Origin of the sequence: Roseovarius halotolerans (assembly GCF_900172255.1) — a bacterium.
GTDB classification, from domain to species: domain Bacteria; phylum Pseudomonadota; class Alphaproteobacteria; order Rhodobacterales; family Rhodobacteraceae; genus Roseovarius; species Roseovarius halotolerans.
This window is the reverse complement of the sequence record NZ_FWFU01000001.1, coordinates 687,917-712,956: the sequence shown is the minus strand read 5'-3', so window position 1 is coordinate 712,956 and position 25,040 is coordinate 687,917. Positions and strand designations below refer to the sequence as shown.

Genomic DNA, 25,040 nt, shown 5'->3' with positions numbered 1-25,040 from the left:
CTCATTCCGCTGCATGCAGGACATGGGCCCCATGGCCGCCGAGCATATGCGGGAGCGGCATCGTAACAGCCTCGACGCCCGGCAGCCCGCGATAGATTTCGACATAGTCGCGCGCCATGCGATCTGCGGTGAAGCGTTCTTCGAACGTCTCGCGCACGATTCCTCTGCTGATACGGTCCAGCTTGCTGACGGCCGCGACAGCGTCCTCCAGCGAGTGCACGACATAGCCGGTCAGCCCTGGCTCCACGATCTCGGGCACTGAGCCATTCGCCCATGCGATTACAGGCGTGCCGCAGGCCATGGCCTCGATCATCACCAAGCCGAAAGGTTCGGGCCAGTCGACCGGGAAGAGCAGCGCCCGCGCGTTCCCGAGAAATTCGGCCTTTTGCTTCTCGTTGATCTCTCCGATGAACTCGACATTGTCGTGGGCGTCGACCATAGGCGCGATGATCTCTTCCCAATACTTGCGATCCGCATCGCCTATCTTGGCGGCGATTTTCAGTGGCATCCCCGCCCGCGCCGCAATTTCGATGGCGCGGTCCGGGCGTTTCTCCGGCGAAATCCGTCCGAGGAAAGCAAGATAGTCGCCGTTCGGGCGTTCGGTGAAGGGCAGCAGAGTCTTGGGAAGACCGTGATAAACTGTTCCTGCCCAGTTCACGAAGGGCACCGGACGGCGCTGGTCGTCCGAGATCGAAACGAGCGGATAGTTCGGGAAGGTCGCATAGAAGGGACGAAGATCAGGCCCGTCGAGCCGGCCGTGCATGGTCGTCACCATGCGATCGGCGAATGCGCGCGCCATGGGATAGTGCAGGAAGTCGATGTGAAAATGCAGCACGTCGAATTCATCGGCCCGCAAGCGGACTTCCTCCAGCATGGCGACATGCCAAGGCAGCGAGTTCTTCACGTTCGGATCGAGCCGGAGCGCTTCCTTGCTGCACGGAACCAGGTGGGCCTTGGTCCGGCTGTCGCCGCTGGCGAACAGCGTGACTTCATGGCCCTGCCTGACCAGTTCTTCGGTGAGATAGGAGACGATCCTTTCTGTTCCCCCATAGAGACGCGGCGGGCAACTTTCTTCCAGCGGTGCGATCTGTGCGATCTTCATCGGCAAAACCTCCTCTTCTGAGCGAAGCCTCAACAATGGATGCGAGAAGGTCGTCTACGATCACCCCGCCTGGGCATGACCGCCGGATGTGGCATCTCGAATTCGGACAGTCGTGATACAAGATCACTGCCATCCGCCGGACCATGGTTCCGGAACGCGAGATGGCCTTGCCCGGCAAAACCTCCTGCGCAAAACAGCGATGTCAGATAGCAGGGAACCCCTGCGAAAAGTTCAGTTAGAAATCGACTTTGGAGTTTCAACCCCCTCCCGCGCGCAAAAAATATGGCGCGAAGCAGGCAGGTGCTGAGTGTGCGTTGGCCGCATTCACGCTGCGCGACGAACCACAACCGCTCCAATCAGCATGCTCAGCCCCAACGCAAGGAACAGAGGGTCGGCGATCTTGGCTTGCAACAGGCCGGAGGCAGTCGTGACAGAGATGAGCATCAAGCTGAATTCGCCGCCATGGGCCAGGATGGCGCCCGCGCGAAGCGCAGTCTCGAGCTGTTCTCCGAACATGCGGGTCAGGGCAACAACAAGCGCGAGTTTCACCACCATGAGCACAAAAAGCCATGCCAACACCATTGGCCATGTCGACCAAAGCGCACCTATATGGAGTTGAGCTCCGATACCGATGAAGAACACCCCGACGAACAGATCCCGGAACGGCCTGATTTCCCGTTCAACGAATTGGCGGGCGTCGCCCTCAGCGATCATCATGCCGGCAGCGAAGGCACCGAGCGCCGGCGAAAGACCCGCAACCTGCGCAATAATGGCCGCGAGCAAGGCAACGGTCAGGGCCAGAAGCTGTGCGAGTTCAGCCTCGCCCTGGGTTGCGACCCATCCGGCAAGCCGCTGAAGCATTGACCGGGCGATGAAGAGCGCCCCGACGAGCACGCCCATGCCCTCGACCATCTTCAGGACGTCGTGCCCGCTTTCCACGACTCCTGCCGCGGCGATGACATCGTGAAAGGCCAGAAAGCCGACGGCCGCCAGATCCTGAAACAGCAGAACAGCGATCGCGACCCGTCCCTGGGGCGTCCCGAGCGCATCGCCGCCCGCCAGGACCTTAAGGCAAAGCGCGGTCGACGACATCGCGACCGCGCCAGCGATCAGAACCGCCGCCGCCGGCGCGATCTCGGTAAAGACGAGCAGCCCTGCGGTGACCGACCCTCCGGTTACGAGCACCTGTGTCAGACCGAGTCCGAAGATCAGCCGCCGGAGCGACACGAGCTTGTCGAGGGAGAATTCCAGACCAAGCGCAAAGAGAAGCAGGATCACCCCGACCTCACCTATAAGCGTCAGTGTGGCACCCTCGGCGATGAGCCCCAGACCGGACGGCCCGATCACAATGCCGGACAGCAGGAAACCGACCAGTGCGGGGATGCCAAGCCATGCGCAGATCGCGACATGGCAAAAAGCCATCATGGCGAGCAACGCGGCGGCCTCCAACAGCCCCTGGTCGGCGTGCATCAACGTCGCCCGCTTCCATAGACAGTTGCCCCGATCCACGCCGGTGGGTCGGACGCGGGGAAGGATTCAGCACTCGCTTCACAGACCGGGTCTGCAGCCGTCGCGAGTTCCGCTGATAGATCACGAACGCTGGCCGCGTCGATGCCTCGGTGAAGCCGGTGCCGGGAACTCGGTCGGTGGCCGGTCTCGATGCGGTGGGCGCCAGGAGCATCGGCTCCCTTGCTGGTTGGCGCTGTCTCCCACCAGAAGCGGCGCGGTGGCACGGATCGACGTTTGTCCGGCTCGTGGCGCACGATATACTGCCAGTCGTTTCGTTCCGCGAAGGCGATGGCGCTGTCGAGATCAGGGAATGTCAGGCGGATCGGACGATAGGGATCTTTGGTTGCGGTCCAGCCCATAAGAGGCTCGATGACCGGCGCCCGGGCCGTCTCAAACTCGAGTATCCAATGCTGCCGCCTGATTGGAGCGGAGGTGTGAGACGAGCGAGCTGGCCTGTAGATCAACGCTGTCGGCACGTCTGGAGATGTCAGGTCAGTTCCGGGGATCTTCGGTCGAAACGGTGGGCGGTTGTGTCCTTTCAGCATGATTTACCTCTCTTCGGATTGCGGCACCGGCGGCGTCACCGCCGGTGCGCGGGCCATCATTCAGAGGCGGGCTCAGCCTCTTCGCTATCGGCTTTGCCCGGCACTTCGGGGGTCTCGGTTTCTCCTGCGCTCTCCAGCTTTTGGAACGTGATCTTCTGATCATCCGCGGTCCAGGCGACGCGCACCTTGTCGCCGTCCTCGATCCGACCGGAAAGCATCTCGCGGGCGAGCTCAGTCTCCAGTTCCGAACGGATTAGCCGTCGCAACTCGCGGGCGCCGAACTCTGGCCGGAAACCCACTGCTCCGAAATGCTCCGCAACGCTTCCGTCATAGTCGAGCTCGACCCCCTGGGTCAGCGCCGTGCGGGCGACACGGGCCAGCTGCAGCTCGACGATCTGCCGGATTTCCGACTGGTTCAGAGAATGGAAGACGATGATTTCGTCGATCCGGTTGATGAACTCGGGCCGGAAATGGGCACGCAACACGTCCATCAGTTCGGCCTTCTGCCCTGCCTCGTCGAACTCCTTGGTTCCGCGCTTGCGAAGGTTGCGCTGGATGATATCGGAGCCGAGGTTCGACGTGGCGATAATGATGGTGTTGGTGAAATCCACCACGCGGCCCTTGCCGTCGGTCAGGCGGCCATCGTCGAAGACCTGCAGCAGGATGTTATAGACATCTGCATGCGCCTTCTCGATCTCGTCGAGCAGCACGACAGAATAGGGCCGGCGCCGGACCCGTTCCGTCAGCTGGCCGCCTTCGTCGTAACCGACATAGCCCGGCGGGGCGCCAACCAGCCGCGCGACCGCGTGACGTTCGCCATATTCGGACATGTCGATGCGGATCATCGCATCCTGATCACCGAAGATCGTCTCCGCCAGAGTCTTGGCCAGCTCGGTCTTGCCGACGCCGGTCGGGCCGAGGAACAGGAAGGTCGCGGTCGGGCCGGAGCCCTCGCGCAGCCCGGCGCGCGCCAGTCGCACGGCATCGGCAACGGCATGGATGGCCTCTTCCTGGCCGATTACCCGCTCATGCAACTTGTCCTCGAGTTTCAGCAGCTTTTCGCGCTCTTCTGTCGTCAGTTCGCTCACCGGCACGCCGGTCAGTTTCGAGACGATCTGCGCCACGTGGTCGGCGCGCACTTCAGCCGTCGCAGAGGCCCGGTCGCGCTTCCAGGTTTCCATCAACTCGTCAAGCTCGACCTGTTTGGCTTCAAGCTCTTTCTTGAGTTCAGCAGCACGGTCGAACTGCTTCCTCCCCGCAGCGTAGTCCTGCTCGCGCCGGATCTGGGCGACCTCAGCCTCGAGCTCCTGGACATCGACGGGACGCGCGGTAGCGCTGATCTTCACGCGCGCGGCAGCCTGGTCGATCAGGTCGATGGCCTTATCGGGCATGAAGCGGCCGGTGACGTAGCGGTCGGAAAGCTCGGCCGCCGCGACGATGGCCTCGTCGGTGATCGTCACCTTGTGGTGGCTTTCCAGCGTGTCGCGCAGTCCGCGCAGGATCATGATCGTCTGCGCCACCGTCGGCTCATCGACATAGACCGGCTGGAAGCGGCGCTCCAGCGCGGCGTCCTTCTCGATGTATTTCTGGTACTCGTTCAGGGTGGTCGCGCCGATCAGGTTCAGCTCGCCGCGGGCCAGCGCCGGCTTGAACGTATTGGCGATGTCGAGCCCGCCTTCGCCGCCGCCCTGTCCGGCTCCGACGATGGTGTGGATCTCGTCGATGAACAGGATCATGTCGGCCTTGTTGGCCTCGATCTCCTTGAGGATCTTCTGGACCCGCTCCTCGAACTCACCGCGATATTTCGATCCGGCCACCATCGAATTGATGTTGAGTTCGACCAGCCGTTTGTCGCGCAGCGCCTCGGGCACCTCGCCCGCGACGATGCGCTGCGCCAGCCCCTCGATGATCGCGGTCTTGCCGACACCCGGTTCGCCGATCAGCACCGGGTTGTTCTTCTTGCGCCGCGCCAGAACCTCGATCGTCGTCTCGATTTCACGCGCCCGGCCGATCACCGGGTCGAGCCTGCCCTCGCGCGCCAGCTTGGTCAAATCGCGGCTGTATTCATCCAGATCAGGCGTGCTCGACGGGGTTTCGACGCGGCCTTCCTCGGCCCCCTGACCGACGACCTTTGTCACCTGCTGGCGTAGCGCCTGCGGCGTCAGGCCCAGCCGGTTCAAGATGCTCGACGCCACGCCCTCGCCCTCTTCGGCGAGACCGATCAGAAGGTGTTCGGGGCCGACATAGGAATGGCCCAGCTCGTTCGAGGCGATGAAGGCGCGGTTCAGCGCATCCTTCACCCGCGGGCTGACGCCGATCTCACGGTCCTCCCCCGTTGCGTCGCCCTTCTTCGCTTCGCTCTCGATCTGGCGGCGCAGATCGTCGGCGTCGATCTTGACCTGCCCCAGCACCGTGCGGACAACATCCGAGCCGGTAAGCGCCAGCAGAAGGTGTTCCGTATCAACCTCGGTCCGGCCGAATTCATGCGCCTTCTGGCCCGCCTCCTGCAAAAGCCGGTTGGCCTGTTCGCTCAGGCGGTCAGCGATATTGATGCCGCCGCGCCGCGCGGTGCGCCCCGCCTGTCGGATAGGGACGGGTTGCCCCTGATCTTCGCCAAGCCGATCGAAAAGGCCACCGGCATCGCCAAAGAATTCATCGAAGAGCGAGCGCCCTCCGAAAAGCGATTCCAGTGGCGATGCGCTACGCCCTTGCCGTCGGGCGATCCTGCGGTAGTCCTCGTCGCAAAGCTCCATCACCTTGCGTTCACCGTTGACAGAGACCTGCGCACGAAAGCTGGCAGGTCGGGATTTGCAGATATCACAGATGCCGTTTGCCATTTTTCACCTCCGTCATGCTCCCAGCCGGAACGTCCGGACTGGGTCTCTGTGTTCAGGCCGCCTCGACCTCCTGAGTGCGGACCTTTTCTGCGATGGCCCGAAGGTCGGGCTCGTCCAGCGTCTCGCGGTAGAGCAGATCGCGGGACGTTTCCTCCAGCAGCGCCCGGTTCGCGTCGAGAAGCGCGACCGTACGCGCGAAGATGTCGTCGATGATCGCCTTGACAGCGGTATCCATCCGCTCGGCCGTTGCCTCGCTGTGGCGGCGGTTGAGCCAGGCGGATTGATCCCCCGTGCCAAGGAAGCCGGGCCGCTCGGTGTCATAGCTGACATGGCCCAGATCGGGGTCCATGCCGTAGCGCGCGACCATGGCCCTGGCGATGTCGGTTGCCTTCACCAGGTCGTCGGCGGCACCGGTCGAAAGGTGATCGTATATGAGCTTCTCGGCCGCACGCCCGCCCAGAAGAACGGCGATCTTGTTCTCCAGTTCCTCGCGGGTCATCAGGAAGCGGTCCTCGGTCGGGCGCTGGATCGTATAGCCGAGCGCACCGATCCCGCGCGGGATGATCGAGACTTTGTGCACCGGATCGACCCCCGGCAGCGCCATCGCGACCAGCGCGTGCCCCATTTCGTGATGCGCCACGATTTCCCGCTCGCGCGCGTTCAGAACACGGTTGCGCTTCTCCAGCCCGGCGACGATACGCTCTACTGCGTTGTTGAAGTCTTCCATGGTCACCGCATCGGCCTTTCGGCGGGTTGCCAATAGCGCCGCCTCATTGACCAGATTTGCCAGGTCCGCTCCGGAAAAGCCCGGGGTCAGCCCGGCGACCTTCTCCGCATCCACGTCCGGTGCGAGCGTCACCTTCTTCATGTGTACCCCGAGGATCTGGATGCGGCCCTTCTTGTCGGGCTTGTCCACCAGCACCTGCCGGTCGAAGCGCCCGGCCCTGAGCAGCGCCGGGTCGAGGATTTCCGGCCGGTTGGTGGCCGCCAGCAGCACGATCCCCGACGACGGGTCGAACCCGTCCAGCTCAGTGAGAAGCTGGTTCAGCGTCTGTTCGCGCTCGTCATGCCCGCCGGCCATCTGACCGGAGGCGCGGGCGCGGCCGAGCGCGTCGAGCTCGTCGATGAAGATGATCGCCGGTGCGTTCTTGCGGGCCTGCTCGAACAGGTCGCGCACCCGGGCCGCACCGACGCCCACGAACATCTCGACGAATTCCGAGCCCGAGATCGAGAAGAAGGTCACGCCCGCCTCGCCCGCCACGGCCCGCGCCAGAAGCGTCTTGCCGGTACCCGGCGGGCCGACCAGCAGGATGCCTTTCGGGATCCGGGCGCCGAGCTTGCCGTAATCCTCAGGCGTCTTCAGGAAATCGACCACTTCCTCCAGCTCGGCCTTGGCCTCGTCGACCCCGGCCACATCGGCAAAGCTGACGCCCGTTTCCTTCTCCATGTAGACCTTGGCCTTGCTCTTGCCGACCTGCAGGAAACCGCCAAAACCCTGACGCTCGGCGAACTTGCGAAAGACGAACATCCAGAGACCGAAGAAGACCACTGCAGGCACCACCCAGGAGAGAAGCACCCCGATCCAGGTGTTTTGCGGAACGCCGGTGATCTCGACATCCGCGTCGTCCAGCCGTTCAAGAATTGCGGGATCGACGATCGTGGTGACGAAGCCAGAGCGGCCGTCGATGGGAGTCTCGAAGGTGCCGGTGATCGTATCGGACCCGACCGAAACCGAAGCGATGTCGCCGTCGGCGAGATACTGTTCGAATTGGCTGTAGCTGATCGGCGCGATGCTGCGGTAGCTGGCGATCAGATCCTGAATAAAGATCACCGCAAAAAATGCGACGATCCAGTACCAGATGTTAAATTCGGTTCTCTTTTCCATCCCCTTCTCTCCTCGGCGCCAACCCGTAGAGATGTTGCTGATTTGTCACATCCGGCCAGATTGGTATTGCTTGAGCCGAGTTCAAGAGGGATCCGACATGAAGATCGAAGCTGGCAACGATGCCCAAAATTCTTACATCCCGTGGCGTGCCACTTCCCGTTAGCCGCGAGTGAAATTTATTGCGATCATGACTGCGACGCCGCGCCACCAATTCCTGAACCTGCTCCAATCCATACTGCTTTTGGCGGGTATGGCGGTTATCGCCTGGTTCATCGTTTCGGCGATTGCGGGACAGGGCTTGGCGATTGCGATCGTCATCGGATCCTTGCTGGGATTGCTGCTGTCACCCGGCATCCCGAAACGCCTTTTGCTGAACGCCTACGGCGCACGCAGGCTCAGCGGGCGGGAATTTCCAGAGGGCATGGCGATACTGGCCGAACTCGCACGCCGCGCCGGGCTGCCGCGTGTACCGGAACTCTACTATGTACCGAGCCAGATGCCGAACGCCTTCGCTATGGGCTCTCCGGATGAAAGCGCCGTCTGCGTCAGTGATGGTCTTCTGCGATTGATGAACCAGCGCGAACTGGCCGGGGTCCTGGCGCATGAGGTCGCTCACATCGCCAACCGCGATCTCTGGATCATGGGTCTGGCCGACGCGATGTCGCGCGCAGTGTCGCTCGCGTCCTGGGTTGGGCAACTCATCCTGCTGCTGAACCTGCCGCTCATCCTGGCCGGCGCGGCTTATGTGCCCTGGCAGGTACCGCTTGTCCTGATCTTTTCACCCACGATCATGGCCCTTCTTCAGCTCGCGCTGTCGCGGGCCCGGGAATACGATGCCGACAGGGGTGGCGCCGAGCTGACCGGCGATCCCGATGGCCTCGCTTCGGCCCTCCTCAAGCTGGAACGTCGCGTCGGGCGCGTCTGGGAAGACATGTTCCTGCCCGGACGCCGCATCCCCGAACCCTCGCTCCTGCGCACGCACCCGCCCACCGCCGATCGAGTCCGGCGGCTGCGCGCACTTTCCGGACCCCGCCGACCGGTCCCACCGTCCGTTCCCCTGAACGCACCGCGGGCTGTGCGCGTTTCCACGCCGCGTTACGGGCCTGGGGGCGTCTATCGATGAGAACATTTTTTGCGTCGAGGTCTTGAAGTTGCAAATAGGCAACACTTTATCCGCAGCGGAACGCCCAGTTGGGGTTTCACGGATACGCGACAGGTTCGGCTGATTCAGCGGACCGCCTGGCGTTCGCCCGAGGGGGAGCGCATGGCAGACGCGAATGCTCTAGACCGCCGCCAAAATGGCGAACCTTGAAGCATGTCCGTTCTCCGCGGGCGTTCAGTGGCGTGGTGACAAATCCACGCCGTCAACTGAAACGACGGAGGCGAAACATGCTCTATCCCACCTACACACGTCGCAGCGATCCGTTTGCGCTCGATGCTGCGCGATTTTGACGGGACCTCTCCTAGCCGCGTAACCCAGCCCGTTTTCCCCGCCGTAAACGTCTGGCAGGGCGACGAGGCGGTCGCGATCACTGCAGAACTCCCTGGCGTGGATCCGGCCGACATCGACATTTCCGTGAAGGAGAATGTCCTGACGCTCTCTGGCGAGCGCAAGGCGCCCGAAATTCCGGAAGGCGCCCGCTGGCACCGCAACGAACGCGGCTTTGGCAAGTTCGCTCGTTCGGTTCGGCTACCCTTCGTGGCCGCGGAGGACAAGGTCGAGGCGCGGATGACCAACGGTGTGCTCCGCATCGTGATCGGCCGCCCCGAAGAGGACAAGCCGCGGAGAATCGAGATCAAGGCTGCGTAAAAGGAGGACCAATATATGACCAACGATGTAACACATACTGCCGACAAGACCCCGGCCGAGACACCGGAAACCACCACCGGCCGTCGTATCTATAGGCCGCTGACCGACATCGTCGAAACGGCTGACGGGGTGACACTGACACTCGAGATGCCGGGCGTCGCCGCCGAAGACGTGGATATCACGCTCGAAAAGCGCGTGTTGACGATCAGAGGTAAGGTCCATGCCACGCAGCCCGAGAAGCTGCAACTGGCCTATGCCGAATACGGCGAGGGCGATTTCGAGCGAGCCTTTACCATGTCCGACGATTTCGACCCCGACAAGATCGGCGCGCAGGTCTCTAATGGTGTGCTGACCCTGACGCTGCCGCGCGCAGCGGAAGCCCAACCCAAAAAGATCACGGTAACGGCGTCGTAAGCCGGGCACGTCGCACCAAAAAAGAAGAAAGGAGAACTCACATGCAGATCAAGGACCTGATCCCCTGGGCGCGGAAGGATCATGCGCCCGACCCGAAAAGTGATGACCAGAACCCCATCGCCACCCTTCAACGCGACATGAACCGTGTGTTCGAAGGCTTCTGGAACCGCGTCGGCGATTTCGACTGGCCCTGGGGAGGCGGCGAGGCGAAATCCGACGTGGTCGAGACCGAAGATCACGTGGAGGTATCGATCGAACTGCCCGGGATGGAAATGAAGGACATCGAGGTCACCGTGACCGATGACATCCTGACCATCAAGGGCGAGAAGAAGATCGAGCGGCAGGAGGAGAAGAAGGGCTATTATCTCTCCGAACGCAGCTATGGCGCGATCTATCGCACGATCCCGCTACCGCCGGGAGTCGACGGTGAGAAGGCCGATGCCAGCTTCAAGAACGGCGTGCTGACGATCAAGCTGCCGCAGACCCCGGAGGCGCAGGCCAAGGTCAAGCGCATCGAGGTGAAAAACGCCTGATACCAATGTCGTGCCGACAGTACCGTGCTGTCGGCACGACGATCTACACTTCTCCTGTCTTGGACGCTTAAATCCAATCGGGAGAGAGCCATGCAGGTCGGGTTGGAACTTCAGGCGGTTGCCCGGGACAGGTCTTCCGCAAAAGTACTTCCGAGTAGTTCACATAGCTAAAATGGACGAACGATCTCGTCACAAGCACAGCACCAGAACCCTGCACGATTGAGTGCGAGACTCACCTATGGGGGCATCGAGCGGATGACACACGATGAAAAGGAGAGCACGTGACATTGAGTTTCGGCACCTGCGGTGCTTCGTTAATGCAGCCGATCATGGCAGTTTCCGAAAGGCTGGAAGCACGATGGGTGTCCAGCAGTCATCAATCAGTCGATGCATCTGCGATCTCGAGGATCGCCTCGGAACATCCTTGTTCCACCGTCATCGAAGCGGTGTGACCCTAAACCGCGCCGGGCAACAATTTCTACCTCGCGCACGTCAGATAATTCGCGGGCTTGATGAGAGCTTGCACGCGATGGCGGCACTTGGCAGATCGGAAAACGGCAGTATAAGAGTCGGCATTTATTCATCGATTGCCTCGGGCTTTCTGGCCGAATTGCTGTGCTCCTTCGGGGATCAGCACAATCATGTGCAGATCGAATTGATCGATGGAAACCCGGAAGAACACGTCGCTGCCATCCGTCGGCTCAAACTCGACGTCGCTTTCCTAACTGGAACCCGGACCTGGCAAGAATGTGACAGCGCATTAATGTGGTCAGAAGGTGTTTTCGTTGTCCTGCCTGAACGTCATGAGTTAGCCATCCGGACAGCAGTCGACTGGCGCGAGCTTAGCGGCGAGGCTTTCATGGTCAGCAAAACAGCGCCGGGCCAAGAGATCTATGACTATCTGGTGAGGAAGCTGGCAGACCTCAGTTGGCACCCTGACATACATGTGCAATCCGTAAGTCGAGATAACCTGCTGTCATTGGTTGCCATTGGGCGAGGTTTGACCGTGGTCAGCGAGGCGATGACGGTGACGAACCACCCGGGAGTGGTCTTTCGACCGATCAAGGGCGAGCGCCTTCCATTTTCTGCAATCTGGTCGCCGAATAACGACAACCCCGCGTTCAGGCGTCTTCTGAGCATGGCGAGGACAAAAGCAGGGTCGGAAAGAAGCGCGGCTATCAGTGAGCATCTCTGTGGATTTGAGCCGCACGCCTCGCCTTCGCAAACCCGCGATCTGTCGCAATAAACCTCTGGAGCATCGGTACAATCAGCCGGACTGCGTCGGCAACAGGTTGCCCCGTCTCCCGCCCCAGCACCTCGGCATAGGCGACCAGATCGCGATGAACAGATGCTGGCAATTCCACTGTCACCTTCACCGGCTTGTCGTCGGGCAGAGGTCCAAGCTTGAGTTTCGACATGATCAACCTCCTGCGGGTTCGAATACCAGATCGCGGGTGACGATGATCCTGACCGGGAACCCCGGGCGGATGGTCAGCGTCGGCGCGACCTGCAGCTGACGCTGGACGATCTGCTGGCCGGCCTGGTTAATCGTGTCCACAGCGCCATCGCGGATCGCCTGGACCAGGCGGTCCTCGTCATCGGTGGCGAGGTCCGCACCAATCGCGAGCAGCGTGGACAGACCCGCCGCGCGCATCAGATCCCACCAGTGATAGTCAACGCCATCCTCGAGGCCGGCATAGCCGCTCGCATCCGCCCCCGGCAGACGTTCGAGAACAATGGATTGACCGCCGGGAAGGATCAGGCGGTTCCAGACCAGCAGCACGCGGCGTTGGCCGAACGTCACGCCGTCATCGTATTGGCCGATGATGCGGGTTCCTTGTGGGATCAGCAGCAGCGACCCGGTCGGGCTGTCATAGACATTCTCGGTGACCTGCGCGGTGATCTGCCCCGGGAGATCGGAGCGAATGCCGGTGATGAGCGCGGCCGGGATCACCGCTCCCGCCTGAAGGATGTTCGGCGAGGCTGGCGGCTGAATGCGATCCGATGCGACGGTCTGCCGGTCCACCGGACCGTTGAGGAAAGCCGTATGCCGGCTCCCCTCAGGTTGCCCGGAGCCCCCCAGGCCCGGAAGGTTCACTCCGCCCCCGGCCGTCGTTGCCCTGCCAGACGCCGTCTGGAAGAAGACACCGCTCAGACGCGCGGTTTCCTCCTCTGCCCTGCGGCGCTCAGCCTCCGGATCGACGGTCGGGCTCGCAATCGGCGGAGGGCTCACGGGCAAACCCCGCTCCTGCGCGTCAAGGATCGGCCGCCCGAGGTCGCCGGGCAGTGCGGGTCCCAGAACCGGTCCGGTATAGTCGGACGGCAACCCTTCCAGGCCGTCCGCGGCCGGTCGGTTGTCGATGGAATAGAGTTCCCCACCTCCCGGCCCAGCCTCACGGGTCTGGAGCGCATAGATCAGCGCACCCCCGATGCCGAACAGCGCGACCGCTCCGACACCGGCCAGAACCTTACGCGACAGCCGGGTCACACGGGGCGGATCGGGGCGCAGACGCATCGGTGCTGCAAGATCGGTGTCAGTCATGATGCCCCTCCCCTTCGCGCATCCCCCTCCGTCCGCGCATCCGCCTCGCGCTCCTCCATGCGCACGATCCGGACGACCTGCTGGCGGTCTCCTGCGCCCAGCCGAAGCTCGGCGGCGCCGAAGAGGCGATCCACGATCAGAACGTTCCGGTGAATACGGCTGTTCACGATCTGCGGCTCTCCGTCCGAACCGAGCACGAAGAGCGGCGGCATCTCGCCCTGGGCGATGCCAGGAGGGAAGACGACATAAACACGACGGCCATCGTCGAAGACAGAAACCGGACGCCAGGGCGGGCTTTCCCCCTGGATCTGCAAGCCGTAGCGATGATTGCGGGCAGAGGGCGCCGGAATGGTCGGCGCGGTTGCCACAGCCTGTCGACCGCCAGGCGGCGCTGCCGGATAGGCCCAGGCGACCGACGGCATGTAGAGCGCCTCGCGGGCACGCAGCTCGATCGTGTACACCCGCCGGTCAGTGCTGATCACCAGGTTGGTCGAGATGTCGTCCCGCGTCGGTTTGACGAGGATGTGGACGCGGGCAGTGGATCCGGACCCGCTCTCCGTGTCGCCGATGATCCAGCGCGTGGTATCCCCTGCGGCGATCGGACCCGCGCCGGTCAGACGTTCGCCCGGCTCGAGTGCGATGTTGGTGATCTGACCGGGAGCGGCATAGACCTGATAGAGGGCACCTTCCGACCAGGGATAGATCTGGATCGCATTGTAATAGCCCTCGCGGCGCGGTTCGACCCGGGCGGCGGCATTGGCGTTTTCGATACGTCCGGTCGGTGTGCCCGCCGCCGCTCCGCCATGCGCCACTGTCCAGACCGGCGGCGTATGCAAGGGACGAGGGTGTTCCTCGTCATCCGAGGCGGGCGGAGTGGGCAGCGGCGGCACGGACTCGTCGTAACTGAATTCCGGCACCCGGTTGCTGGCGCACCCCGCCAGCACGGATGCGGATAGCAGCAAGGCCACCAAGGTGGGCTTATTGAAGCCGGGAGACCTGGTTGCATGAAGATGCTGTTTAGTCATTGGCTCATCTCCCGCGACCAGGAGATCGCATTGACGTAGATTCCGAGGGGGTTGGCGCGCAGGCGGTCGGCGCTGCGCGGGGTCTGGATCACGACGGTCAGGATCGCCGTCCAGCGCTCGGTCGTGGAAAGCTGACCGTTCTCGTAATGACGCTCGGTCCAGGCTATGCGGAACGATCCCGGCGAGGCCCGGATGACGGAGGACACCTCGACGGCGATCTGCTGACGGCCGACGCGGGTGAACGGGTCGTTCGCACGAGCGAAATCGTTCAGAGCGGCCGCGCCACGGTCCGTGGTGAACTCATAGGCGCGCAGCCAGTTCTGCCGCACGATGATCGGGTCGGCGGGGATGGAACGAACCTGTTCGATGAAACGGCCAAGATGGAAGGCGATCTGCGGATCGGTCGGCTCGTAGTCGGCGGAAGCCGGAGCGACAGCCTGGGCCTCGCCGAGCGCGTCGACCTGAACGACCCAGGGCACTACCGTGCCACGTGCGGATTGCCAGACCAGGGCGCCGGCAAAACCCGCCGCGAGGATCAGGCTGCCGAAGGCCATGTAGCGCCAGTTGCGAGCCTGAACGCGGGCGGAGCCGATGCGCTCGTCCCAGACCTGCGCAGCCCTCTGGTAAGGCGTCTCTGGTTGAGGTGTCTTGCCATAATGCGTGGCGGAACGCCTGAAGAGGTTCATGAGCGGTCCCTTTCGGAGAGATTGACGGAGGTGCCCGAGCCGTGGCTGTCGCCCGACCGGACGGCATGGGCGGCAGCGCGGACGCCATGGCTCACGGCCTGGTTATGGCGCATGCGCTTTGCCCAGGCTGGCGGGCCATCGGAGGCGGACGGGCCGGAAGAAGGCTCGGGTGCCGCTCCGCCAACCGTGCCCATCGAGGTGGTTCCGCCCGTCGCCACCACACCGCCCTTGACGCCCTCGGCGTAGCTGGACTGGATCCCGCCCGCCGCGCGAGAAGACGCCTTCTTGAGCGGTGATGCCGCGGAAGCGGCCCCGGCGCGCGTTACACCAGCCATCCCCCCGGAGAAACCACCTCCGCCCATCGAGCCGAGCGTGTAGGCGCTCGAGGCAGCGCCCGCCGCGGCTGCGCCGCCGCGTGCGAGGGCGGCACCACCAGAGAGCGCGGACCCCGTCCCGCGCGCTGCGAGCATGGTCGCCCCTCCGGCCCCGATCGCAGCGCCACCGACGGCAAGGCCTGTACCTATGGCCGCCCCCGCGCTGAGTTGGGGCCCGCCGGACACCAGACCCGAGGCGATACCGGGGCCGAAGATACCGAGGCCCAGCAGAGACAGGGCAGCCAGAACAATCGCCATGGCGTCATCGATGGTCGGCGTCACGCCTCCGAAGCCCGCGGTGAACTGGCCGAAGAGCGTCGATCCGATGCCGATGATCACGGCCAGCACCAAAACCTTGATGCCGGAGGAAATCACGTTGCCCAGCACGCGCTCGGCCATGAAGGCGGTCTTGCCGAAGAGGCCGAAGGGGATCAGCACGAAGCCCGCGAGGGTCGTGAGCTTGAACTCGATCAGGGTGACGAAGAGCTGCACCGCGAGGATGAAGAAGGCGAGGATCACCAGCGCCCAGGCAAAGAACAGGCAGAGGATCTGGACGAGATTCTCGAAGACCGCGACCCAGCCCATCAGATCGGAAATGCTTTCGAGCAGCGGTCGTCCGGCCTCGAGCCCGGTCTGGGCGACACGGCCGGGGCGCAGAAGATCGGCGGCGGAAAACCCGGTGCCCGAGGCCATCAGACCAAGGCCCGCGAAGCTCTCGAAGACGATCCGGGCGAGGTTGTTCCAGTTGGAAATGATATAGGCGAAGACCCCGACGAAGAGTGTCTTCTTCACCAGCCGGGCGATGATGTCGTCATCGGCGCCCCAGGCCCAGAACAAGGCCGCCAGCGTCACGTCGATCACGATCAGCGTGGTAGCGATGAAGGCCACCTCACCCCCGAGCAGCCCAAACCCGCTGTCGATATAGCTGGTGAAGATGCCCAGGAAGTTGTCGATGACGCCGGTTCCACCCATGGCTCACTGATCTCCCGGACGCTGCGGCGCGTCGGGTGCAGGCGTCCGACCGAGGAACCAGTCACGGCTCTCGGCCCATGCGGCGAGGCAATCGGCATCGCTGGAAGCGGCCTCGCCAAGCTGCTGGCACCGGCGCAGCGTAGCGCGGAGAGGATCGGCAGACGGCTGGAGCGCGGGCGCGGTGCTGGCCGGCACGGGAGCCTCCTTGCGTGTCATCTCGATCACCGTGGCTGCGATCGCGATCGCCACGAACACGATGGCCGCGATCCGGGCCAGCACCTTCCCCTCCATCGTCTCCCCCTCCCGGCCTCAGTTGAACATCTGCGCGTTACCGGGCTGGTAGCCCGAACCCGGCGTCAGGAAGCGCTCGCGCTGGATGCGGCCCTGTTCCGCAGCAGTGGCGCGCTCGGCCTCGGTCAGCGCATTGGCGCGGCCGTTTGCCGAGATCACCGCGATCAGGTCCGAGAGCTGCTGCGATTGCAGTGCGAGGAGCTGGTTGCCCGCCTGTGTGGCCTGAAGAGCACCGACCGCGTTCTGGCTCTGCCCTACAAGTGCAGACATCTCTGCGCGGTTGGCATCGATATTGCCGACGACACCTGCCTGCACGCGCATCGCATCCTGGAGGCCACCGACGGTGTTCTCCCAACGGGACCGGGCCTCGGCGATCAGTTGCTGGTCGGTCGCCGTCAGGGAAAGGTTGCCATAATCCTGCTGGAACATCTGGTCGATGCTCTGCACGTCGAAGGCGATGTTCTGCGCCTGCGCCAGGAGTTGCTGTGTGCGGCTGACGTTCTGCTGGATCTGCTGGAGCGCGGAATACGGCAGGTTGGCGAGATTGCGCGCCTGGTTGATCAGCATCTGCGCTTCGTTCTGGAGCTGTGCGATCTGGTTGTTGATCTGCTCCAGAGCGCGCGCCGCGGTCAGGAGATTTTCGGCGTGGTTGGTCGGATCGTAGACGATGAAAGGCCCCCCGCCGATGCCGAAGAGCGCCTGCGCAGGCGGCGCTGCGATGGGCGACATGGCCATGGGCATCGCCAGCGCGAGGGCGAGCAGCGAAGTGCCCGCGGACCGAAACGTAATCTTGCGTGTCATGGTGTGACTTCCTTTTCTTCAAGGTCGATGTCGGCGTCCTCAACAACAGCGGAGGCCGGAGATGCCCCCTCTGCGTCGATGGCGAGATTGGTGAGGTCGGGGATCAGGTCGGCGGCCCAATCGAGGCCATGCGCCTTCAGCCAGGCGGCGAGGAAGCCGTCTTGGCCGTGCCCGGCGCAGATCTCGGCAATCAGCGCCTGATCCGATTTGGACGATGCCGCGCAGAGTGCCAGTCCGACATCGCTGAGACCCAGCTCGAACAGCCGGTTGCCGCGCCGCGACTGGCAGTAGTAGTCGCGTTTGGGCGTGGCCCGCGCGAGGATCTCGATCTGCCGGTCATTTAGGCCGAAGCGGCGATAGATGGCCGTAATCTGCGGCTCGATGGCCCGCTCGTTGGGCAACAGGAGCCGTGTCGGGCAGCTTTCGATGATCGCAGGCGCGATGGTACTGCCATCAATGTCGCTAAGGCTCTGCGTCGCGAAGATCACCGAGGCGTTCTTCTTCCTCAGCGTCTTCAGCCATTCGCGGAGCTGCTCCGCGAAGGCATCGTCATCGAGCGCGAGCCAGCCCTCGTCGATGATGAGCAGCGTGGGGCGTCCATCGAGCTGATCGCCGATCCGGTGGAACAGGTATGAGAGGACGGCGGGCGCCGCGCCGGTTCCCACCAGCCCCTCGATCTCGAAGGCCTGCACATCCGCCGATCCCAGTTGTTCGGTCTCGGCATCGAGCAGCCGGCCATAGGGCCCCCCGACGCAATATGCGCGCAGCGCCTGCTTCAGATTGTTGGACTGCAGCAGGACCGCGAGGCCGGTCATGGTCCGCTCCGCGACAGGGGCCGAGGCCAGCGAGGTCAGTGCCGTCCAGATATGTTCCTTCACATCGGGGGTAATCTGGATGTTCTCACGCGTCAGGATGGCGACGATCCAGTCGGCCGCCCAGGCGCGCTCCGACGTCTCGTGAATGCGGGCCAGCGGCTGTAGTGAGACGGAACTCTCGGCCGCGTCGGTCAGTTCTCCGCCGAGGTCATGCCAGTCGCCGCCCATGGCGAGCGAAGCGGCGCGGATCGAGCCGCCGAAGTCGAAGGCGAAGATCTGGCTGCGCGAGTACCGCCGGAACTGAAGCGCCATCAGCGCCAGCAACACGGACTTGCCGGCGCCGGTCGGGCCGACGACGAGCGTGTGACCGACATCCCCGACATGCAGAGAAAACCGGAACGGAGTGGAGCCTTCGGTCCTGGCGTAGAGCAACGGAGCGTCGCCGAAATGCTCATCCTGCGCCTCGCCCGCCCAGACCGCCGAGAGCGGGATCATATGGGCGAGATTCAATGTGCTGATCGGAGGCTGCCGGACATTGGCATAGGCATGCCCGGGCAGACTTCCGAGCCAGGCATCGACGGCGTTGACCGTCTCGGCCATGACGCTGAAATCGCGGGACTGGACGATCTTCTCGACCAGCCGCAGCTTCTCGTCGGCGCGGCGAACGTCCTCGTCCCAGACCGTGATCGTGGCCGAGACATAGGCCATGCCAGCCAGATCAGCGCCGAGTTCCTGCAGGGCGATATCTGCGTCAGCGGCCTTGTTCGCGGCATCGGTATCGACCAGCGCGGATTGCTCGTTGGTCATCACCTCCTTGAGGATCGCGGCGATGCTCTTACGCTTGGCAAACCACTGACGGCGTATCCGGGTCAGCAGCTTCGTCGCATCCAGCTTGTCCATGAGGATGGCCCGGGTCGACCAGCGATAGGGAAAGGCCAGCCGGTTCAACTCGTCGAGCAGGCCCGGGGTCGTGGCGCCGGGAAAGCCGGTGATCGTCAGGACACGGAGATGATGATCGCCCAGACGCGGCTCCAGCCCACCGGCCAGCGGCTGGTCGGGCAAGAGCGCGTCGAGATAGACCGGCACCTCGGGCACGCGCACGCGATGCCGGTTGGTCGAAATCGTCGAATGCAGGTAGGTCAGCGTAGCGGCGTCATCGAGCCAGTGGCAGTCCGGCATGAAGCCGTCGAGCAGCGCCAGTACGCGATCAGTACGGTCGATGAAGCCGCGCACCTGTTCCCAGGGGTTCACACCCGAGGTTTCGTGGCCCTCATAGAGCCAGGATTCTGAACGTGCTGCATCCTCGGCGGGCGGGAGCCAGAGGAGGGTCAGGAAATAGCCGGATACGAAGTGGCTCCCCTCCTCTTCGAAATCGGCCTTGCGCTCGGCATCGACCAGCGCCGATGCCGCATCCGGGAAGATGCTTGCCGGATAGGTGGCAGCCTCAGAGCGCTGTGCTTCAACAAAAATCGCCCACCCGGAACCGAGCCGGCGGAAGGCGTTGTTCAGCCGTCCCGCCACCGCGACCAGTTCGGCCGCGACGGCGCTGTCGAGATCGGGACCCCGAAACTTCGCTGTCCTCTGAAACGAGCCGTCCTTGTTGAGGACCACGCCCTCCCCGACCAGCGCCACCCAGGGCAGGTAGTCGGCAAGACGCGACGCGGTGCGGCGGTATTCTGCGAGTTTCATCATGGGAGTTCACACCGAGAGATGACCGGGAATGCGCAAATGGCGGCGGGCGACCTCGACGAAGAGCGGATCGCGCCTGGCCGCCCAGACAGCAGCGATGTGGCCGACGGCCCAGATCAGGATCCCTACAAGCCAGAGCTGAAGCCCGAGGCCGACCGCACCGGCGAGCGTGCCATTCAGAATGGCAACCGAGCGCGGTGCGCCGCCGAGCAGGATCGGCTCGGTCAGCGCACGGTGAACCGGCACGCTGAACCCCGGCACCGCGTCGAGGGCCTCAAAACTCACCGCCATCAGATCAGCGCTCCGCCACCGAAGCTGAAGAAGCTCAGGAAGAAGGACGAGGCCGCAAAGGCGATGGAAATCCCGAATACGATCTGGATCAGCCGCCGGAAGCCACCGCCGGTATCGCCGAAGGCCAGCGTCAGACCGGTGACGATGATGATGATCACCGCCACGATCTTGGCCACCGGCCCCTCGACGGAGTCGAGGATGGATTGCAGAGGCGCTTCCCAGGGCATGGAAGAACCGGAGGCATGAGCGGCCGGGGCGATGAACAGGCTGACATAGGTGGCGGTGGCCGCAGTGGCGATGTGGCGCCGAATGCGCAGGGTGTGACGGATCATTCGAGGTCTCCTGGTTCGTGAGTAGTGGGTTCTGAAATGACAGGTGAAATCCGGTAGTCGCCGTCCGGCCCGAGGCCCTTGACGCGGGCGAGTTCAGCCAGACGCCGTGCGGACCCTCGACCGGCCAATACAGCGACGAAGTCGATGGTCTCCGCGATCATGGCGCGGGGCACGGTGACGACGGCTTCCTGGATGAGCTGTTCGAGACGACGCAGCGCGCCGATCCCGGTACCGGCATGGACGGTGCCAATGCCGCCGGGATGTCCCGTGCCCCAGGCCTTGAGAAGGTCCAGCGCCTCGGCGCCACGCACCTCACCGATCGGAATACGATCGGGGCGCAGACGCAGCGAGGAGCGCACCAGGTCGGACAGGCTGGCAACACCGTCCTTGGTACGCATCGCCACGAGGTTCGGCGCGGCGCATTGCAGTTCTCGGGTGTCCTCGATGATCACGACGCGATCAGAGGTCTTGGCCACCTCGGCGAGCAGCGCATTGGTCAGCGTGGTCTTGCCGGTCGAGGTCCCACCAGCCACCAGGATATTGGCACGGGTCGCAACTGCTTGGCGCAGCGCCTCGGCCTGCGTCGGGGTCATGATCCCAGCAGAGACATAGTCGTCGAGCGTGAACACAGCGACAGCGGGCTTGCGGATGGCGAAGGCCGGGGCTGCGACGACGGGTGGCAGGAGCCCCTCGAAACGCTCGCCTGTTTCCGGAAGCTCCGCAGAGACTCGCGGGGACTGGCTATGAACTTCGACGCCAACATGATGGGCGACCAGCCGAACGATGCGCTCGCCATCGGCTGCGCTGAGCGTCTTGCCGCTGTCTGCCAGCCCCTCGGAAAGTCGGTCGATCCAGAGCCGCCCATCGGGGTTGAGCATCACCTCGACGATCATGGGGTCGTCCAGAAACCCGGCGATCGCCGGCCCGAGCGCGGTGCGCAGCATCCGCGCGCCTCTCCGGATCACCTCTGGTCTCTGATCGTTCTTTGCCATGCCGGCCCCGTTCCCTTACGGGCGCCTCCAACAGGCGGCCCTGGATCGGGGTCGATTAAGAAAGTCGTAAATGCCTACGGCTCAACAGGTTTCCGCGGGGCGTAGTAGCGTGGCGTGCAAAGACAGGAAAACGGCGGAATGATCCTCAGATCCACTCTAGGAGGAAGGCGTCGCGGCCACCGTCATGAGAACATGGCGGTTTCGGGCGAAGACCGGCCGTTCTCCGCACCTGCGAACCGAGATGGACGTTTTGTTGATAGCGGCCATTCCACCGGACGATAAAACCGGGGCGTTGCCGCATCTCCGCATGACCGCTCGGAGCCCATTTCGACCGATGCTGCGATCGGCACGAATGTCAGCTCATTTTTTGCGACCACAAGCGGAGACCAAACAGGCTATGCTAGCTACAGCGAGATGCGTTCGTCTTCGTACAGTTGCCGCTATGTGAAATAGATATTGGAAATGCTTCGGATTCCTCTTAGATATCTCTCGATCCTCGTCAGCGTCGCCCTGCTGGTTATCGGTAACGGCCTTCAACAGACGCTGGTCGGTCTGCGCGCGGGCATCGAAGGATATGCCGAAGAAACGGTCGGCGTGATGATGTCGGCCTATTTCGTCGGGTTTGTATTCGCCTCGATTCAGGCGCCGCGGGTGATCCAGCGGGTCGGGCATATCCGCGCCTTCGCTGCTTTCGCTTCGGCCGCGTCTGCCTTTGCGCTTTGCTTTGCGATCTTCGTCTCGCCGCCGGTCTGGATCGCGCTCAGGGTTGCACAGGGTGCTTGTTGGGCCGGGCTGATCATCATCGTGGAAAGCTGGCTCAATGCCTCAGCGGAACGCAGTTGGCGCGGACGTGTGCTCGCGATCTATTCCATCGTGATGTACGCGGCCTGGGCGGCGAGCCAGCCGATGGTCGGACTGGCGCCGACATCGGGCTTCGTTCTTTTCGCCGTCGTGTCGATCTGCCTGTCACTGGCACTGGTCCCGATCACGCTCAGCCGCGCGGGCGGTCCGGGCGTCGTGCTTGCAACGCGCCTGGAACTGAAGCGCCTCTTCGCGATCTCGCCGACGGCCCTTGCTGGGGCCTTTGTATTGGGCGCAACGGTCGCGGCCTTTTTCGGGATGGCGCCGGTGGCGAGCCAGCAGGCCGGCTTCACAGATACTCAGACCGGCACAATCCTCTCGGCGGCCCTGATCGGGGCTCTGGTCTTGCAATGGCCTTTGGGCTGGCTGTCGGACAAGGCCGATCGCCGTCTCATCATCCTCTGCAGCAGCCTCGCCGGTCTTCTCGCCGCACTTCTGCTCGGCCTGCTCCTGTCGAGTGCTGCGCAGATAGTTGCGGTTGTATTGTCCTTCGTTCTAGGCGGCACGCTTCTGCCGCTTTATTCGGTCTGTCTGGCCGAGGTGAACGACCGGATCGACGAGGGCGAGCTGATTGCCGCGGCGAGCGGCTTTGTGTTGGTTTACGGGGTCGGCTCCGCCGCCGGACCGTTCGCGGCAAGCGTGACGATGGGATGGGTGGGACCGTCCGGCCTGTTCTACTTCATCGTTGCGATCCTGGGCCTGTTCGCAGCCTACGGCACCTTGCGTATCCGGCTTCGGGAAAAGACCGTCATCGCGGACAAGCAGCCCTACGTCGCCACGCCCAGCACCAGCCACGCGGCATTGCCATTGCATCCGGACGCGCAGGATCGGGCCACAGGAGAACCCGCGCCGCGGTGATCTGTTTCACGCTGCCTCGGCCGGCTGTTTGACGCCGTCGGCGATCCGCTTCAGATCCGCGTCTTCCAGCGTCTCGCGCTCCAGCAGTTCGGCCGAAGAGCTTTCCAGCAACGCGCGGTTCTCGTCCAGAAGCGCGAGTGTGCGCTCGAAAATGCTGTCGATCACGTCCTTTACCGCCTGATCCATGCGTTCGGCAGTGGCGTCGCTGTAGCGACGATTCAGCCACGAGCCCTGGTCGCCCTGACCCAGGAAATTGCCACGTTCGGTGTCGTAGGCCACGTGGCCCAGTTCGTCGTCCATGCCGTAGCGCGCCACCATCGACCGCGCGATGTCGGTGGCGCGGGCGAGATCGTCGGAGGCGCCGGTCGAAAGGTGGCCATAGATGATCTTTTCCGCCGCGCGGCCGCCCAGCAGGACGGCGATCTTGTTCTCCAGCTCCTCGCGGGTCATCAGGTAACGGTCCTCGGTCGGCCGCTGGATCGTGTAGCCGAGTGCGCCGATGCCGCGCGGGATGATGGAGACCTTGTGCACTTCGTCCACGCCCGGCAGGGCCATGCCGACGATGGCGTGCCCCATCTCGTGATGGGCGACGATCTCGCGCTCCTTCTCATTCAGCCGACGGTTCTTCTTTTCCAGCCCGGCGACGATGCGCTCTACCGCTTGCGTGAAATCCTGCATCTCGACGTGGGTAGCCCGGCGCCGTGTCGCCATCAGTGCGGCCTCGTTCACCAGGTTTGCTAGGTCCGCGCCGGAAAACCCCGTGGTCAGCGCCGCGATCTGGTCCGGGTCGACGCCATCGGCCACCTTGATCTTCTTCATGTGCACTTCGAGAATCTGCACCCGCCCGGCGCGGTCGGGGCGGTCCACCAGCACCTGCCGGTCGAAACGGCCCGCGCGCAGCAACGCCGGGTCGAGGATTTCGGGCCGGTTCGTTGCGGCCAGCAGAACGACGCCCTCGGTCGGATCGAAACCGTCGAGTTCGGTCAGAAGCTGGTTCAACGTCTGCTCGCGTTCGTCATGGCCCCCGCCGGGATGCTGGCCCGCGGCGCGGGACCGGCCAAGCGCGTCCAATTCGTCCACGAAAATGATGGCCGGCGCTGCCTTCCTCGCCTGCTCGAAGAGGTCGCGTACCCGCGCGGCGCCGACGCCCACGAACATCTCCACGAATTCCGAGCCGGATATCGAGTAGAAAGGCACGCCCGCCTCGCCGGCAACGGCCTTGGCCAGCAACGTCTTGCCGGTGCCGGGCGGGCCGACGAGAAGCACGCCCTTGGGCATCCGCGCGCCCAGGCCGCCGTAATGCTCGGGGTCCTTCAGGAACTCGACGATCTCTTCAAGTTCCTGCTTGGCCTCGTCCACGCCCGCCACATCGTCGAAACCGACCTTGGTGTCGCTCTCGACATAGATCTTGGCCTTGCTCTTGCCGATCGACATGAAGCCGCCCATCCCCTGCCGCTCGGCGAACTTGCGGATGAAGAAAATCCAGATGCCGACGAAGACAAGCGCCGGCAGCACCCAGGATAGCAGCGTTGTGAGCCAGGTGTTCTCGACCGCCCCGGTATAGGTGATATCGGCCTCTTCAAGACGCTCGATCATGTCGGCGGGCACGGTGGTGGCGACAAAACCGGTCTTGCCGTCCTGCGGCTCGCTGAACGTGCCGCGGATCGTATCGCTGCCGATCACGACTTCCTCGATGACACCCTCACCGAGATAATCCTCGAACTGGCTGTAGGGGATTGCGGCAATGGTCTGGGACTGCACCCAGAGATCGCGAAGCAGAACGACCCCGAAGATCGCGAGCAGGACATACCAGAAATTGATCTGTGTTTTCTTGTCCATTGGCGGCAATCCTCCTTTCTTGATGCTGCCAAACATA

Annotated in this window: 23 protein-coding genes and 1 pseudogene; 7 read left to right on the top strand and 17 right to left on the bottom strand. The window is 63.6% G+C overall.

What is annotated here, in order from left to right:
- Position 1: 1 nt before the first annotated feature.
- The 5 genes from ROH8110_RS03500 to ftsH (ROH8110_RS03480) form a co-directional block, all read right to left on the bottom strand.
- Positions 2-1,102 (bottom strand): glycosyltransferase family 4 protein, encoded by a 1,101-nt coding sequence (locus tag ROH8110_RS03500; RefSeq protein ID WP_076705622.1) that lies wholly within the window; start codon positions 1,100-1,102, stop codon positions 2-4.
- A gap of 324 nt (positions 1,103-1,426) precedes the next feature.
- Complete coding sequence (locus tag ROH8110_RS03495) at positions 1,427-2,572, bottom strand: cation:proton antiporter (protein WP_043869997.1); 1,146 nt, start codon at positions 2,570-2,572, stop codon at positions 1,427-1,429.
- Positions 2,572-3,156 (bottom strand): NADH dehydrogenase ubiquinone Fe-S protein 4, encoded by a 585-nt coding sequence (locus ROH8110_RS03490; protein WP_074743001.1) that lies wholly within the window; start codon positions 3,154-3,156, stop codon positions 2,572-2,574. Before ROH8110_RS03490 ends, ROH8110_RS03495 begins: the two co-directional genes overlap by 1 nt.
- 56 nt (positions 3,157-3,212) lie before the next feature.
- Positions 3,213-5,993 carry an ATP-dependent Clp protease ATP-binding subunit gene (locus ROH8110_RS03485; protein ID WP_052453271.1) on the bottom strand — a complete coding sequence of 927 codons (2,781 nt, stop codon included), beginning with the start codon at positions 5,991-5,993 and terminating at the stop codon, positions 3,213-3,215.
- 52 nt (positions 5,994-6,045) lie between these two features.
- Positions 6,046-7,878 carry an ATP-dependent zinc metalloprotease FtsH gene (ftsH, locus tag ROH8110_RS03480; protein WP_043869998.1) on the bottom strand — a complete coding sequence of 611 codons (1,833 nt, stop codon included), beginning with the start codon at positions 7,876-7,878 and terminating at the stop codon, positions 6,046-6,048.
- Between the two features lie 187 nt (positions 7,879-8,065).
- On the opposite strand from ftsH (ROH8110_RS03480), the gene ROH8110_RS03475 reads away from it, so the two are divergent.
- The 6 genes and pseudogenes from ROH8110_RS03475 (at position 8,066) to ROH8110_RS03455 (ending at position 11,881) form a co-directional block, all read left to right on the top strand.
- A complete protein-coding gene (locus ROH8110_RS03475) occupies positions 8,066-9,001 on the top strand; it encodes a zinc metalloprotease HtpX (RefSeq protein ID WP_043869999.1) in 936 nt (311 codons plus the stop codon).
- Positions 9,002-9,313: 312 nt separating this feature from the next.
- Positions 9,314-9,688, top strand: a complete 375-nt coding sequence (locus tag ROH8110_RS03470) for an Hsp20/alpha crystallin family protein (RefSeq protein WP_237219403.1) — start codon at positions 9,314-9,316, stop codon at positions 9,686-9,688.
- 15 nt (positions 9,689-9,703) lie between these two features.
- Complete coding sequence (locus ROH8110_RS03465) at positions 9,704-10,102, top strand: Hsp20/alpha crystallin family protein (protein ID WP_043870001.1); 399 nt, start codon at positions 9,704-9,706, stop codon at positions 10,100-10,102.
- 41 nt (positions 10,103-10,143) lie between these two features.
- On the top strand, positions 10,144-10,635 hold the full coding sequence (locus tag ROH8110_RS03460; RefSeq protein ID WP_043870002.1) for an Hsp20/alpha crystallin family protein: 492 nt from the start codon (positions 10,144-10,146) through the stop codon (positions 10,633-10,635).
- 265 nt (positions 10,636-10,900) lie between these two features.
- Positions 10,901-11,047, top strand: a pseudogene (locus tag ROH8110_RS18855) (LysR family transcriptional regulator); the annotation flags it as partial.
- A 117-nt stretch (positions 11,048-11,164) separates the two neighbouring features.
- Entirely contained in the window at positions 11,165-11,881 is a 717-nt protein-coding gene (locus ROH8110_RS03455) for a LysR family substrate-binding domain-containing protein (protein WP_254903735.1), read from the top strand.
- Here the strand turns inward: ROH8110_RS03455 and ROH8110_RS03450 are convergent.
- From ROH8110_RS03450 to trbB, 11 genes are read right to left on the bottom strand one after another with little or no spacing between them, the layout of a single operon-like run.
- Positions 11,814-12,053 (bottom strand): DUF2274 domain-containing protein, encoded by a 240-nt coding sequence (locus ROH8110_RS03450; protein ID WP_076705626.1) that lies wholly within the window; start codon positions 12,051-12,053, stop codon positions 11,814-11,816. The genes ROH8110_RS03455 and ROH8110_RS03450 overlap by 68 nt on opposite strands.
- Positions 12,054-12,055: 2 nt before the next feature.
- The gene (locus tag ROH8110_RS03445) at positions 12,056-13,177 is read right to left on the bottom strand and encodes a TraB/TrbI/VirB10 family type IV secretion system protein (RefSeq protein ID WP_076705628.1); all 1,122 of its coding nucleotides are present in this window, start codon (positions 13,175-13,177) and stop codon (positions 12,056-12,058) included.
- Positions 13,174-14,202, bottom strand: a complete 1,029-nt coding sequence (gene trbG, locus ROH8110_RS03440; RefSeq protein ID WP_076705630.1) for a P-type conjugative transfer protein TrbG — start codon at positions 14,200-14,202, stop codon at positions 13,174-13,176. Before trbG ends, ROH8110_RS03445 begins: the two co-directional genes overlap by 4 nt.
- Positions 14,199-14,888 (bottom strand): conjugal transfer protein TrbF, encoded by a 690-nt coding sequence (trbF, locus tag ROH8110_RS03435; protein WP_076705632.1) that lies wholly within the window; start codon positions 14,886-14,888, stop codon positions 14,199-14,201. Before trbF ends, trbG begins: the two co-directional genes overlap by 4 nt.
- Complete coding sequence (trbL, locus tag ROH8110_RS03430) at positions 14,885-16,234, bottom strand: P-type conjugative transfer protein TrbL (protein ID WP_085816337.1); 1,350 nt, start codon at positions 16,232-16,234, stop codon at positions 14,885-14,887. Before trbL ends, trbF begins: the two co-directional genes overlap by 4 nt.
- A gap of 3 nt (positions 16,235-16,237) precedes the next feature.
- The gene (trbK-alt, locus tag ROH8110_RS03425) at positions 16,238-16,525 is read right to left on the bottom strand and encodes a putative entry exclusion protein TrbK-alt (RefSeq protein WP_076698087.1); all 288 of its coding nucleotides are present in this window, start codon (positions 16,523-16,525) and stop codon (positions 16,238-16,240) included.
- Between the two features lie 18 nt (positions 16,526-16,543).
- Positions 16,544-17,326, bottom strand: a complete 783-nt coding sequence (trbJ, locus tag ROH8110_RS03420) for a P-type conjugative transfer protein TrbJ (RefSeq protein WP_085816336.1) — start codon at positions 17,324-17,326, stop codon at positions 16,544-16,546.
- A complete protein-coding gene (gene trbE, locus ROH8110_RS03415) occupies positions 17,323-19,833 on the bottom strand; it encodes a conjugal transfer protein TrbE (protein ID WP_085816335.1) in 2,511 nt (836 codons plus the stop codon). Before trbE ends, trbJ begins: the two co-directional genes overlap by 4 nt.
- 6 nt (positions 19,834-19,839) lie before the next feature.
- On the bottom strand, positions 19,840-20,121 hold the full coding sequence (locus ROH8110_RS03410) for a VirB3 family type IV secretion system protein (protein WP_009573786.1): 282 nt from the start codon (positions 20,119-20,121) through the stop codon (positions 19,840-19,842).
- Complete coding sequence (locus ROH8110_RS03405; RefSeq protein WP_043870011.1) at positions 20,121-20,453, bottom strand: TrbC/VirB2 family type IV secretion system protein; 333 nt, start codon at positions 20,451-20,453, stop codon at positions 20,121-20,123. Before ROH8110_RS03405 ends, ROH8110_RS03410 begins: the two co-directional genes overlap by 1 nt.
- Entirely contained in the window at positions 20,450-21,397 is a 948-nt protein-coding gene (gene trbB / locus ROH8110_RS03400; protein WP_425466428.1) for a P-type conjugative transfer ATPase TrbB, read from the bottom strand. Before trbB ends, ROH8110_RS03405 begins: the two co-directional genes overlap by 4 nt.
- Before the next feature lie 510 nt (positions 21,398-21,907).
- Here trbB and ROH8110_RS03395 point away from each other — a divergent pair.
- Positions 21,908-23,164, top strand: coding sequence for an MFS transporter (locus ROH8110_RS03395; RefSeq protein WP_052453272.1), 1,257 nt, complete (start codon positions 21,908-21,910; stop codon positions 23,162-23,164).
- Between the two features lie 6 nt (positions 23,165-23,170).
- Here the strand turns inward: ROH8110_RS03395 and ftsH (ROH8110_RS03390) are convergent, their stop codons facing one another.
- The gene (gene ftsH, locus ROH8110_RS03390) at positions 23,171-25,003 is read right to left on the bottom strand and encodes an ATP-dependent zinc metalloprotease FtsH (RefSeq protein ID WP_043870013.1); all 1,833 of its coding nucleotides are present in this window, start codon (positions 25,001-25,003) and stop codon (positions 23,171-23,173) included.
- Between the last annotated feature and the right edge of the window lie 37 nt (positions 25,004-25,040).